This window comes from Huijunlia imazamoxiresistens, assembly GCF_037132455.1.
Taxonomy (GTDB): Bacteria; Bacteroidota; Bacteroidia; order Chitinophagales; family Chitinophagaceae; genus Flavisolibacter; species Flavisolibacter imazamoxiresistens.
The window spans coordinates 160,984-173,830 of record NZ_JBBBEI010000002.1; the positions used below are offsets into that span (position 1 = coordinate 160,984).

Consider the following 12,847-nt stretch of genomic DNA (forward strand, 5'->3'; position numbering starts at 1 on the left):
GGGCAAACAATTTGTAGCTTTGCACGACCTCACGGAGTTTTTGACAGTACATATCCGACGGTCTGAGGGTGAGTGGTATGAACAGCTCTGCCGAGCGAAGCATAATCCAACCGGTCCCCGACACAACAATAGCGTTTGAACCTGCCTTTAATTATTCTATAATAGAATAGGGCGGGTGCTTCAGGCGCTACATTTTTTTTAAGCACGATCGTATTGAAATTTTCATATTAACAAACCATACAAATGGCCAAGTATATTTTTGTTACCGGTGGGGTGACGTCTTCGTTGGGAAAAGGTATTATCGCCGCTTCTCTCGCCAAATTGCTGCAGGCAAGGGGCCTGCGCGCGACTATTCAGAAATTCGATCCCTACATCAACGTGGATCCCGGAACCCTCAACCCTTACGAGCACGGTGAGTGCTACGTAACCGAGGACGGAGCCGAAACAGACCTTGACCTCGGCCATTATGAGCGCTTCCTGAACATCTTTACCTCCCAGGCCAACAACGTAACTACCGGCCGCATTTACCAGCACGTGATCAACAAGGAGCGCGAAGGCGCCTTCCTCGGCAAGACCGTACAGGTGGTGCCCCACATCACCGACGAGATCAAAAGAAGAATGCTGCTGCTGGGTCAGAACGACGAGTACGACGTGGTGATTACCGAGCTCGGCGGAACGGTGGGCGACATTGAGTCCCTGCCCTACATCGAGGCGGTACGCCAGCTGCAATGGGAACTGCCCGAAGAAGACCTGATCGTGATGCACCTGACCCTGGTACCTTATTTAAAGGCCGCCAAAGAACTGAAAACCAAGCCCACACAGCACTCGGTAAAAATGCTGAGTGAGAGCGGCGTTTTCCCCGATATCATCGTTTGCCGCGCCGAAGAGCCGCTGAACGCCGACATCAAACGCAAGATCGCCCAGTTCTGCAATGTAAAGCCCGAAGCCGTGATCGAAGCCCAGGATGCGAGCACCATCTATGAAGTGCCCCTGCTGATGATGGAAGAGCAACTGGACCTGATCGTGCTGAAAAAGCTGAACATCACCAACTTCGGCGAGCCCGACCTGACCCGCTGGAAAGGTTTCCTCAGCAAGCTGAAAAACCCCAAGCAACGCCTCACCATCGGCCTGATCGGTAAGTACGTGGAACTGCAGGATGCTTACAAATCCATCCTGGAGGCCTTTGTACATGCCGGCGCCATCAACGAGGTGAAAGTGCAGGTAGAACCCATCCATTCCGAGTCGCTGACCGACGAGAACGTGGCCGAAAAGCTGGCCGACCTCGACGGCCTGCTGGTAGCCCCCGGCTTCGGCTTCCGCGGCATCGAAGGAAAGATCACCGCCGTACGCTATGCCCGTGAAAGCGGCCTGCCCTTCTTCGGCATTTGCCTGGGCATGCAGATGGCCGTCATAGAATTCGGCCGCAACGTGCTGGGCATCAAGGACGCCCATTCCACCGAAATGGAGCCCGATACCACCAACGCGGTGATCAATATGATGGAAGAGCAGAAAAGCATTACCACCAAGGGCGGCACCATGCGCCTGGGATCGTACCCCTGCGAGCTCCGCAGCGGCACCCTGGGCCACCACATCTACGGTGCCGGCCTGATCAGCGAGCGCCACCGCCACCGCTACGAGTTCAACAACGAATTCCTCGACCAGTACGAAAGAGCCGGCATGACGGCCAGCGGCCGCAACCCCGAGACCAACCTGGTGGAAGTGATCGAGATCCCCGACCACCCGTTCTTTATCGGCGTGCAATACCACCCCGAGCTGAAGAGCACGGTGGAGAACCCGCACCCCCTGTTCGTGCATTTCGTAGGCGCCGCCCGCCTGTACCACGAGCAACGTGCCGGCATCGAAAACCGCTTTGTTCAGAACGAAGTCGTCTAAGAAGCCCCGAGCTGAATGGGAGAGCCAGATAAACTACAAAAGTCTTTGAGACTTTTGTAGTTTATTGAGTTTACCGAAACGGCTTTTTACCATTATAAATGTTAAAACCCTTTTACAAAGCCAGCCGCCCTGCGGCTGGCTTTAAACTTACAGGCGGGAACTGGAAACTCCTGATTATCTTTGCGCACCTTTAAAAGGGTAAACAGCAGGCGGCCAAAACGAAGCTGCGCCCGGCAACGGAAATTTTCCTTGCAGTTCGTCTCTTCCCCGGCACACTGCCCGACCACCTTAAAACAAATCTCTACAGATGAATTTTGACCGTAATACCGTCATCGGTTTCGTGGCCATGGCCGTTTTATTTTTCGGCTATTTCTTTTATAACCAGCAAGGCCAGGCGGATGCTGCCCGGAAGCGGGCATATGACGACTCCGTAGCTCATGCCCGGCTCCCGAAAATCGATTCGGCCGCCTACCGGCTTGATTCGGCCCGGGCCGACTCCGCGACCCGCCTGGGCCAGGCCGGCGGCTTCCAGACCGCTGCCTTTGGCAACGAGCAAGTGGTAACCGTGGAAACCGACCTGATGAAGGTAGCCTTCACCAATAAAGGCGGCCAGCCGAAATGGGTGGAACTGAAAAATTTTAAAGCGCCGGACAGCACCAACGTCAAGCTGGCGGCCAGCGATTTCGACAAGATCAACTACGTCATCAATACGGCTCCCGGCAAGGCGACCGACATCACCAACTTTTATTTTACCGGCGGCCAGGTACAACGCCAGGCCGATGGTACCCAAACCATCACCTACCAGCTCCAGGGCGGCAACGGCACGGCCGTTACCCACCAGTTCGTGCTGAAGCCCAATAACTACATGCTCGATTTCGACCTGGGCCTCCAGGGTGCCAGCCAGCTCGTTACCGGCAATGCCCTGAATTTTTCCTGGCAGAATCAAGCCCTTCAGCTGCAGAAGGACCTCAGCTACGAGCGCCAGCAGTCGCAGATCAGCTACCGAGCGGAAGGCGATTACGACCACAGCAGCGCCATAGAAAGCGGCAACGAGGAGCTGGAAAAAGACGTCAACTGGGTGGGTATCAAGCAACAGTTCTTTAACACCACCTTTATTGCCAAGAACAACTTTTCTTCCGGTAAGATCAGCTGGGTAAGCCCCACTACCGGCAATGCCATCGTGCAATCTACGGCTACCCTGCAGCTGCAGCTGCCGGCGGCGGCCAATGCCAAGGTGCCCCTGGCCCTGTACTACGGCCCCACCGACTACAAGATCCTGAAGCAGTACGGCAATGATATGGAAGACATGGTCAACCTGGGCAGCGGCATGTTTGCCTTCGTAAAATACCTGAACCGCTGGATCGTGATCCCGGTCTTCGACTTCCTGCGGGGCTTTACGGCCAACTACGGCCTCGTGATCCTGCTGCTGACCCTGTTCATCCGCCTGCTGATCTCTCCGCTGACCTACACCAGCTACCTCAGCGGTGCCAAGATGAAGGCCCTGCGTCCCGAGATCGAGACCCTGAAAGCCAAGCATGGCGACGACCAGCAGGCCATGAGCATGGAGCAGATGCGCCTGTTCAAGGAAGCCGGCGTCAACCCCCTGGGCGGTTGTATCCCGGGCCTGCTGCAGATCCCCATCTTCTTTGCCCTGTACAACTTCTTTAACTCCAGCGTGGCGCTGCGCGGCCAGAGCTTCCTCTGGGCAAAGGACCTGTCGCAGTACGACTCCATCCTGGACCTGCCCTTTACCATTCCCCTGTATGGCGACCACGTGAGCCTGTTCACCCTGACGGCGATCATCACATCGTTCCTGATCTCGCTGTACAGCATGAGCATGACCCCCGACCAGAACAACCCCATGATGAAGTACATGCCGTACATTTTCCCCTTCATCCTGTTGTTCGTGTTCAACAAGCTGCCGGCCGGTCTTACCTGGTACTATACCGTGTCCAACCTGATTACGCTGGCGCTGCAGTTCGTGATCCAGAACTACATCATCAACCACGACAAGATCCTGGCGAAGATCGAAGAGAACCGCCGCAAGCCGAAGGTGAAATCCAAGTGGCAGGCAAAGATGGAGGAGTTGCAGGAGCAGCAGAAGCGCATGCAGGAAATGCAGAACAAAAACCGTTCGTAACGCCTTCCGCAAAAAATATAAAGCCCCGCTCCGGCGGGGTTTTTTTAATGAAGCAACTAATCGGGATATTTGAAGCGTCTAGTCTATAGTTAACGTGGTTATGAAAATAAAGATTACTATTCTGTTCTTTTTGCTGGCATTAGGCATCAACGGCTTTGGTCAAAAGAAGTTTTCCGAGGGAACCATCCATTACGACATTGTTATCAATACGGGCACCAGCAAGCCCCAGGCGGCCGATTTTTTCGACGGCGCCACCAGCACCGTTTACATCAAGGGGGCGAAGAGCCGGACCGAGATGGCTTCCTCGCTGGGCACACAGTCCACGATCATCGACGGGGCCCGGAACACCGTGGTGGTATTGAAGGAGTATGGCGACAAGAAATACCTGATCCAGATGTCGCCGGCCGACTGGAAGGACGCCAATAAGAAATACGAGGGGGTGACCTTCTCCTACCTGCCGGAAACCAAGGAGATCCAGGGATATGCCTGTAAGAAGGCCGTGGGCAAGTTGAGCGACGGCACCAATTTTACTGTTTGGTATGCCCCGGACCTGGTGCCGGAGAACAAGGACTTCCAGAGCGGCCACCAGTCGCTGCCGGGCCTGGCCATGCAGTACGAGGCGCTGATGGGGAATCTAAGCATCACCTATACCGTCTCTTCCATCTCGTTCAGCCCCGTGCCGGCCGCCCGCTTCGACCTCCCCAAAAGCGGCTACCGCATCATGTCCTATTCGGAAAGCAAGGGAGGAAAGTAGGTGGATTTCGGATTTCGGAACCCTTGATAGCAGAAAGCGTCTTATGTTTTGGAACGCCTTCTAAATCCAAAATATAGTAAATAAAAAGGCCCCCAAATAGGGGGCTTTATAATGTGTAAGCCAATTTCTTCTTTCAAGGGATCCGAAATCGGAAATCCGAAATTCCTACGGGGCTGGGTTGAACTTCACCCGGTCCAGCAATACCTTCTTTTTCATGGGCAGAATGTAGGTGGTATTCCCTTTTTGATAGGTGACTACCGTATTCAGCATGATAAACCGTTCGGAGGACGTGTTGCTGAGGATCTGGTTGCCCCGGTAATTGAACTGGGTCTTTAAGGAAAAATGTTTGGAGTTGGTGGAAGTATAGGTTTTCGGGAAAAAACAGGTTTTATTTTCGGCCTTCTTACCTCCATCCCCTAACGTGGCGAAAGAAGCTAAAGACACGGTAACAAGCGCTACAGTGGCTATTTTCTTTTTAATTAGGCAGTTTATGGTGGTGGTACTTTTCATTTGTTCAACAAAAGTAACATAAATATTAACATTTAGCCAACCTTTACCACCATTATCTTTTGCTATTTACCTACTTTTCGGCCAGATGGCCTTTTTGAAAGTTAATTCACGAAAAGTTGGTGTTTTTTTGGCTTAATAGTAAATTGAAGGAGAATTCTTAGATGACTACAGACCCATTTTACGATAGTGAACGCATTTACGAGTTACTCAAATTATATGAAGAAATTCGTACCGGGCAGAATACCGCCTTCCTGGAAGAAGAAGCCTTCGAGAAGATCATAGACTTTTTCGAGGAGCAGGAAGATATCGCCAAGGCCATGGAAGCGGCGGAGATCGCTGCCGAATACTTCCCCTTCTCGGCCGCCATCCTGTTCCGCAAGGCCGACCTGCTGCTGGCCACCCGCCGCTACCAGCAGGCCCTGGAGGTACTCCAGAAAGCCGAAATGCTCGACGCCACCGACATCAACCTTTATATCCTGCGCACCGACGCCTACCTGGCCCTGGACATGCAGGAAAAGGCCGTCGCCCTGCTGGAGGAAGCCATCCGCTACGTGGAAGGGGAGGAGAAGGTGGAGCTCCTGTTCGAGCTGGCCGACGTATACGACGACTACGAAGAGTTCGACAAGGTGTTCGACTGCCTGCTGCTGCTGCTGAAGGAAGATCCCACCAACGAGGAAGCCCTGTACAAGATCTGCTTCTGGACCGACTTCACCGGCCGCAACGAGGAAAGCATCCGCCTGCACCTGCAGATCATCGACGACCATCCCTATTGCGAGCTGGCCTGGTTCAACCTCGGAGCAGCCTACCAGGGACTGAAACTGTACGAAAAGGCCATCGACGCCTACCAGTATGTGCTGGTCATCGACGAGAAATTCGATTACGCCTACCGCAATATCGGTGATGCCTATATCCGGCTGCGCAAGTACAAAGAAGCCATCGAGGCCCTGGAAAAGGTGCTGGAGCTGTCCAAGCCCGAAGAAGTGATCTACGAGGCCATCGGCCATTGCTACGACCGCCTGCACAATTTCGCCCAGGCCCGCTTCCACTACCGCAAAGCCTCCCACCTCAACCCCGAGGACAGCAAGCTGCTGTACAAGATCGCCTGCACCTATTACAACGAGGCCAACTGGATCAATGCCGCCAAACAGCTGGAGACGGCCCTCCGCATCCACCGCCACCAGTACGAGTACAACCTGCTGATGGGGGAGTGCAAGCTCAATATGGGCATGATCAAGGAAGCCGTCCAGTACTTCTCCACGGTCGTACGCGTGAAGCCCAAAAAGCTGGGAGGCTGGGAAGCCTTGATCCGCTGCCTGTACCAGTCCGGTTTCTATGCCGAAGCCAGGCAGCAGGCCCTCACGGCCCTGAACGTCACCAACGGCAAGCCGCTGTTCATTTACTATTTAAGCGCCATCATGATTGCCATGGGCAAGTCCAAGGAGGCTATGCTGTACCTCGAGCAAGGACTGAAGGAGTCGCCCAAGACGGTCAAGAAATTCATAGCCCTGAATCCATCCGTGCTGCAAATCCAAAGCGTGGCCGATACCATCGCCCGCTACAAAAAAGGCAAACGCTGAGGGGTGTTACCCGTTTAGTAGCGGTACTTCCCTATTTTTGCCGGCAATTGGATAAATAGATTCAAACAAGCTATAAATGAATTTCAACCTTACGCAGATGCCCCAGAGGCACGCCAAGCCGCGTACTTCGGGGATCACCATGGTGATGGATAAAGGGCTGAGCATCAATGATGCGGAAAACTTTTTAAGTGTGGCCCATCCCCACATCGATATCGTGAAGCTCGGTTTTGGTACTTCCTTCGTTACCCCCAACCTGGAAAAGAAGCTGGAAGTGTACCGGTCCTATGATATTCCCGTTTATTTTGGCGGCACCCTGTTCGAAGCCTTCCTGGTGCGCAACCAGTTCGACGACTACCTGGCCATTTGTAAGGATTATGGAATTCAGTACATGGAAGTGAGCGATGGTTCCATTACCATCCCCCATACCGAAAAGTGCGGTTATATTGAAAAGATGACCAGGCACGGCATCGTCCTGAGCGAAGTGGGCAGCAAGGATGCCGCTCATATCATTCCCCCCTACAAATGGATCGAGCTGATGCGGGCCGAGCTGGATGCCGGCGCGGCCTATGTGATCGCCGAGGCCCGGGAGGGCGGCAACGTGGGCATCTACCGCGGCTCGGGTGAAGTGCGGGAAGGCCTGGTACAGGAGATCCTGACCCAGATCCCCGGCGAAAAAATCCTGTGGGAAGCCCCGCAAAAAGAACAGCAGCTGTACTTCATTGAATTACTGGGCTGCAACGTGAACCTGGGAAATATCGCCCCCTCCGAGGTGCTGTCCCTGGAAGCCATGCGGGTAGGCCTGCGCGGCGATACCTTCCACTTATTCCTGAATAATAAAGAAAGCGTGCAATGAGGGTATACGGACTGCTGGGGAAAACCCTGAAGCACTCGTTTTCCAAGGCCTATTTCACCCAGAAGTTCGAGGCGGAAGGTATCCCCGGCTGCCGGTACGAGAACTTCGAGCTGGCCTCCATGGACGAACTGCCCGAATTGATCCGGTCGGTTCCGGGCTTGCAGGGCCTGAACGTCACCATCCCGTATAAGGAGGCGGTGCTGCCGTTCCTGCACGGGCAGAATGATATCGTACAGGAGGTGAAGGCCTGCAACTGCATTAAGATCACCGACGGAAAGCTCCATGGCTACAATACCGATGTCATCGGTTTCCGGCAGTCGCTGGAGAAAAGCCTGGAGCCGCAGCATACCAGCGCCCTGGTGCTGGGAACGGGAGGGGCCGCCAAGGCCGTCCAGTACGCCCTGAAAAGCCTGGGCATCCGCTACCGGATGGTGTCGCGTTCGAAAGGGGAAAACACGATCACCTACAGCGAACTGACCCCGGAGCTGATCGGGGAACACCTGCTGGTGGTAAACACCTCGCCGCTCGGCATGTACCCGAACGTCAACGAAGCGCCGCCGCTTCCCTACGAAGCCCTGACGTCCCGCCACCTGCTCTACGACCTCATTTACAACCCCGAAAAGACCCTGTTCCTCCAAAAAGGCGAAGCGCAGGGCGCCCGAATCGCCAACGGAGCCGAAATGCTCCTGCTGCAAGCCGAGGAAAGCTGGAAGATCTGGAATTCCTATTAAGGAATTGGTTAATTGGTTAATTGGGATATTAGGAAGGGGGGAAGAATCCTTCAACGGTCAAGGCCCAATTAACCAATTAACTAATGAACCAATTCCTCAAAAAGTTTCAGGCGCCCCTTCAAGTCTTTCGCGAGCTTCCGCCGGTACGACGGCTATCTTGCGGGTTTCATAGTTAAAGCAAACCATGCCCGTCTTGCCCAGGGCTACCAGGGTTTCTTCCTCGTTCTTGACCAGCTTATAACACAGGTCGAAGCCGATGCGGGAAAAGTCGTTGGCCGCCACGTACACCTTCAGCGTATCGCCGTAAAATACCTCGCTTTTATATTCGATGGCCACGTCGTTCATGATGAGCGAAACCCCGGCAAAATCCAGCTCGGCCAGTTGAAAATGTTTTAGAAACTGCACCCGGGCTTCGTGCATCAGGCTGAGCACTGCGTCGTTGCCCAGGTGGCCGCCATAGTTCATGTCGGTGATGCGTACGGGGAGGATCGCAGAAAACGGAAATTGCTCCGGAACGGAGACCTTTATTCTCGCCATGTATCTCTATTGTTTGTTTTCCAGGGTTTTCAGCAGGTCCAGCACGCTGTTGACGCCGGCGGTCGCCACCACGTCGGAGGAGGCTACCCGTTGTTGCAGCAGCTCGATCTGCTGGCGGCAGTAAAAGTCCATTTCCGAGCAGGCAAACAGGTCGTACAGCTTTTTGGACACTTTTACGGCATAGCCCGTCGTACCGGCAACCATCATATAACGGCCGGAAGGGAGGGTGGCGGAAATGTCCTGGCCGGGCAGGGGCAGAGGGCTGTCTGCCTTGCCCATGGAAGGCTGGCGGTCGGTGGGAGCCGTTGCTTTCGCCAGGGGCGAAAAGGAAGGAGGAGCGTGGCGTTTGTCTGCGCCGGCCCTGGCGGTAACCAGCGGGGGCGGAGGCGTGGTTTGCGGTACCGGCGTTTGCTGCCGGCCGGCGGCCACAGCGGGTTCTTCGGAAGGCGGACGCAGCAGGAACAACAGGCCCAGGAGGGCGGCTATAAGCACCGCTGCAGCGGCCGGAAGGTATTGGGGAAAGCGACGGGGCTGGACTACGGAAGGGGCAGGGGCGGCGCCGTTTTCCTGGTCGAGCCGTGCCTTGATGTTTTCCCAAACCTGGGAGGAGGGGGGCTGCTGGTAATTGTGCAGCTTCCTGGACAGCAGGAATTCCGAGTCCTGCTCCAGGGCCGACTGGATCTTGTTCCAGGCGTGCTCCGGCGGGGGCACTTCGAAATTCAGCAGTTTATTTTGAATAGGGTTGCTCATGTTGTTACGGTACTTGTTTTCGTTGCTCAATATGCTTCCGGACCAGCTCCTGTAAGATCAGTTTCGCCCGGGACAGCTGCGATTTACTGGTACCTTCGTTGATGCCCAAAGCCTCGGCGATCTGCTTGTGGGTGTACCCTTCGACCACGTACATATTGAATACGGTGCGGTAGCCCGGTGCCAGTTGCTGGATCAGCTGGGTGATGTCCTTTTCCGCCAGGCTGTCCAGTACCGACAGGTACTTCCCTTCCATGGTATTTTCTTCCTGTTCCGTTATCGGCTGCAGGTAGGTCTTCCGCCTGAAATGCTCGATGGCCGTATTGACGAATACGCGGCGCACCCATCCCTCGAAGGAGCCTTCCTGCCGGTAGCTGCCGATCTTTTTAAAGACCTTGATGAAGCCTTCCTGCAGCATGTCTTCGGCCTCTTCCGTACTGCCTGCGTACCGCAGGCACACACCGTACATCCGGGGCGCGAAACGGGCATACAATTCGTATTGCATTTTCGGGTTACCCGCAATGCATCCTTCAATTAAGTCGGATTCGGCGATCATTTGGTTGCTTCCTGCACTCAATTACTGCGGATTTGTAGTGATGTGGTTCAAAAATGTTACCAGTTTGTCCATGGCCTTTTTCCGGTGGCTGTAGCGGTTTTTCTCCGCCAGGGTCATCTCGCCAAAGCTTTTTTCGGCCCCGTCCGGGATGAAAACGGCATCGTAGCCGAAGCCGCCGCTGCCGGAGGGTTCTGGGGTGATCCGCCCGGTACAGATGCCTTCGAAGCGGTATTCCTTGCCGTCCATTATTAAGAAGACAACCGTACGGAACCGGGCGCTGCGGTCGTCCTTATTTTCCAGTTCGCGGAGCAGTTTTTCAATGTTTTGCTGCGAAGAGGCTTCTTCGCCGGCATAGCGGGCGCTGCGGACGCCCGGGGCGCCGTCCAGGGCGGCCACTTCCAGGCCGGTATCTTCGCTGAAGCAGTTGGTCTGCGTCAGGCGGTAGATGGTGCGGGCCTTTTCGGCGGCGTTTTCTTCCAGGGTATCATGGGGTTCGGGGATATCCTGGATGATGCCGGCTTCCCGGAGCGAGGAAACGTCCAGGTCGGCGGGCAGCACGGCCTTCACTTCCTGCACCTTGTGGCCGTTGTTGGTGGCGAATATCAGTTTCATGTACGCGGTTTACAGGTTGAAGAGGGTTTTGAGGCACCCCCAGAGTTTTTGTTTGGTGGCTTTGTCCTTTTCGATCTCCTTCAGGGCCGGGGCCGCCAGGTAGGTGCAGCCGTCGAACTCCTGCAGCTGAAAGAAGGGGAAGTGGAAGGGTAGGTCCAGGGCGTCGGGAGCCAGTTCGAACAGGAGCATCGCCTTGCTCTGGAGTTCGCTGCGCAGGAACTCATAGGTCAGCGGGGCACCCGGGGGCAGCTGTACCAGGGCCACATCGGCCAGGGTGAGCTTGCAGGCGGCTAAAATATTCGTTAAAAAAGCCAGCTCGCTTTCCACCGGGAACACCTTCATTTCGTGGGGCACCACGATGGTGATCTGCTTTTTATTGCCGCCCAGGTAAGGCAGGGCAGGAGCGGGAGCGGCGGCGGCAGCGGTCTCAACCAACACATCCGGGTACAGGGCTGCAAGAAGTCCGGGATGCAGTTGTATATTATTTAAGCTCATTTGCGAAGGTTAGTAGCCTGTATTCTTAGCTTTTTTGTTTCTTTGTCGTGCTAAATTAATTATTATGTTGGGTACCATGGAAATTCCTGTTACAAAAGCTGAGCGAAGTAAACTGAAAGATCTCAACCTGGAAAATATATCTTTTGGAAGGTATTTTACCGACCATGTGCTGGAGGCGGACTACATAAACGGCGAATGGACGAACGTGGGCATCCGGCCTTACCACCCGCTGGTCATGGATCCCTCGGCCGCGGTGCTGCACTACGGTCAGGCCATTTTCGAAGGCATCAAAGCCTATAAGGATGAGAACGGCGATGCGTTTATTTTCCGCCCCCACGATAATTACAGCCGGTTCAATATTTCGGCGGCCCGCATGGAAATGCCTGCCGTTCCCGAAGAGATCTTCATGCAGGGCATGAAGCAGCTGGTGGCCCTGGAAAAGGACTGGATCCCCCGCAAGCCCGATTATTCGCTGTATATCCGTCCCTTTATGTTTGCCACCGACGAAATGATTGGGGTCAAGCCTTCGGACACCTATAAATTCATGATCCTGCTGAGCCCCACCGGCCCTTACTACAGCGCCCCCATGCGTATTTACGTGGAAGAGTTCTTCGTGCGGGCCGTCAGGGGCGGTATTGGCTATGCCAAGGCCGCCGGCAACTACGCCGCCTGCCTGCATCCCACCCAGGAAGCCAAGAAGAAAGGCTACGACCAGATCCTGTGGACCGACCCTGTCGAGCACAAGTACGTGCAGGAGATCGGCACCATGAACATTATCTTCATCATCGGCAACACCGCCGTGACGCCGGGCCTGGAGGAAGGCACCATCCTGAACGGGGTGACCCGCCAAAGCGTGCTGACCATCCTGAAAGAAATGGGCCTGGGCATCGAGGAGCGCCCCGTGAGCATCGACGAGATCATGGAGGCCTTCAGGGCCGGCCAGCTCCGCGAGGTGTTCGGTACCGGCACCGCCGCCACCGTATCGCCCATCAAGGAACTGCGCTACAAGGATTTCGTGATGCATTTCGACATCGACCAGTGGCAGGTGATGCCGGGCGTAAAGCAATGGCTCGACGACATCCGGTCCTGCAAAAAAGAAGACAAATACGGCTGGATGGTGAAGGTTTAATACGACTTTTTCCGCTGAAAATCCCAAAATCAAATCGATTTTGGGATTTTTATTTTGGATATTTGAAGCTATCCTTTACCTTTGCCCTCCCAAAAACAAAAGGTTAATAATGCCTACTATACAGCAATTAGTACGTAAAGGAAGAGAGATTATCCGGGCAAAGAGTAAATCCAGGGCCCTGGACAGCTGTCCCCAGCGCCGTGGTGTGTGTACCCGGGTGTATACCACAACCCCCAAGAAACCCAACTCCGCCCTCCGTAAGGTAGCGAAGGTGCGTCTGACCAACAAAGTAGAGGTGATCGCCTACATTCCG

At 54.7% G+C, this 12,847-nt stretch carries 13 protein-coding genes and 1 pseudogene; 8 read left to right on the forward strand and 6 right to left on the reverse strand.

Features of this window, described 5'->3' with window-relative positions:
- The first annotated feature begins 243 nt into the window (after positions 1 to 243).
- The 3 genes from pyrG to V9K67_RS02495 all read left to right on the forward strand — a co-directional run bounded on the left by pyrG (position 244) and on the right by V9K67_RS02495 (position 4,787).
- Positions 244 to 1,893 (forward strand): CTP synthase, encoded by a 1,650-nt coding sequence (pyrG, locus tag V9K67_RS02485; RefSeq protein ID WP_336719828.1) that lies wholly within the window; start codon positions 244 to 246, stop codon positions 1,891 to 1,893.
- Between the two features lie 307 nt (positions 1,894 to 2,200).
- Positions 2,201 to 4,033 carry a membrane protein insertase YidC gene (yidC, locus tag V9K67_RS02490; RefSeq protein WP_336719830.1) on the forward strand — a complete coding sequence of 611 codons (1,833 nt, stop codon included), beginning with the start codon at positions 2,201 to 2,203 and terminating at the stop codon, positions 4,031 to 4,033.
- A 100-nt stretch (positions 4,034 to 4,133) separates the two neighbouring features.
- Complete coding sequence (locus V9K67_RS02495) at positions 4,134 to 4,787, forward strand: hypothetical protein (protein ID WP_336719832.1); 654 nt, start codon at positions 4,134 to 4,136, stop codon at positions 4,785 to 4,787.
- A gap of 165 nt (positions 4,788 to 4,952) precedes the next feature.
- Here V9K67_RS02495 and V9K67_RS02500 read toward each other — a convergent pair whose 3' ends face one another.
- Positions 4,953 to 5,231 (reverse strand): hypothetical protein, encoded by a 279-nt coding sequence (locus V9K67_RS02500; RefSeq protein ID WP_336719834.1) that lies wholly within the window; start codon positions 5,229 to 5,231, stop codon positions 4,953 to 4,955.
- Positions 5,232 to 5,458: 227 nt separating this feature from the next.
- Between V9K67_RS02500 and V9K67_RS02505 the strand changes: the two genes are divergently transcribed.
- The 3 genes from V9K67_RS02505 to V9K67_RS02515 all read left to right on the forward strand — a co-directional run bounded on the left by V9K67_RS02505 (position 5,459) and on the right by V9K67_RS02515 (position 8,458).
- Entirely contained in the window at positions 5,459 to 6,874 is a 1,416-nt protein-coding gene (locus V9K67_RS02505) for a tetratricopeptide repeat protein (protein WP_336719835.1), read from the forward strand.
- A gap of 76 nt (positions 6,875 to 6,950) precedes the next feature.
- Positions 6,951 to 7,727, forward strand: coding sequence for a phosphosulfolactate synthase (locus V9K67_RS02510; RefSeq protein ID WP_336719836.1), 777 nt, complete (start codon positions 6,951 to 6,953; stop codon positions 7,725 to 7,727).
- On the forward strand, positions 7,724 to 8,458 hold the full coding sequence (locus V9K67_RS02515) for a shikimate dehydrogenase family protein (protein WP_336719838.1): 735 nt from the start codon (positions 7,724 to 7,726) through the stop codon (positions 8,456 to 8,458). Before V9K67_RS02510 ends, V9K67_RS02515 begins: the two co-directional genes overlap by 4 nt.
- 96 nt (positions 8,459 to 8,554) lie before the next feature.
- Here V9K67_RS02515 and V9K67_RS02520 read toward each other — a convergent pair whose 3' ends face one another.
- The 5 genes from V9K67_RS02520 to V9K67_RS02540 all read right to left on the reverse strand — a co-directional run bounded on the left by V9K67_RS02520 (position 8,555) and on the right by V9K67_RS02540 (position 11,405).
- Complete coding sequence (locus tag V9K67_RS02520) at positions 8,555 to 8,995, reverse strand: acyl-CoA thioesterase (protein WP_336719839.1); 441 nt, start codon at positions 8,993 to 8,995, stop codon at positions 8,555 to 8,557.
- 6 nt (positions 8,996 to 9,001) lie between these two features.
- Positions 9,002 to 9,745, reverse strand: coding sequence for a hypothetical protein (locus V9K67_RS02525; RefSeq protein WP_336719840.1), 744 nt, complete (start codon positions 9,743 to 9,745; stop codon positions 9,002 to 9,004).
- A 4-nt stretch (positions 9,746 to 9,749) separates the two neighbouring features.
- The gene (locus V9K67_RS02530) at positions 9,750 to 10,247 is read right to left on the reverse strand and encodes an RNA polymerase sigma factor (RefSeq protein ID WP_336719841.1); all 498 of its coding nucleotides are present in this window, start codon (positions 10,245 to 10,247) and stop codon (positions 9,750 to 9,752) included.
- Between the two features lie 72 nt (positions 10,248 to 10,319).
- A complete protein-coding gene (gene rdgB / locus V9K67_RS02535) occupies positions 10,320 to 10,910 on the reverse strand; it encodes an RdgB/HAM1 family non-canonical purine NTP pyrophosphatase (RefSeq protein ID WP_336719843.1) in 591 nt (196 codons plus the stop codon).
- A 9-nt stretch (positions 10,911 to 10,919) separates the two neighbouring features.
- Positions 10,920 to 11,405 carry a hypothetical protein gene (locus tag V9K67_RS02540; protein WP_336719845.1) on the reverse strand — a complete coding sequence of 162 codons (486 nt, stop codon included), beginning with the start codon at positions 11,403 to 11,405 and terminating at the stop codon, positions 10,920 to 10,922.
- Positions 11,406 to 11,481: 76 nt separating this feature from the next.
- On the opposite strand from V9K67_RS02540, the gene V9K67_RS02545 reads away from it, so the two are divergent.
- Positions 11,482 to 12,534: a branched-chain amino acid aminotransferase gene (locus tag V9K67_RS02545; protein WP_336719846.1), complete on the forward strand. Its 1,053-nt coding sequence runs from the start codon at positions 11,482 to 11,484 to the stop codon at positions 12,532 to 12,534.
- A gap of 109 nt (positions 12,535 to 12,643) precedes the next feature.
- Positions 12,644 to 12,847: pseudogene (locus V9K67_RS02550) on the forward strand (30S ribosomal protein S12); the annotation flags it as partial.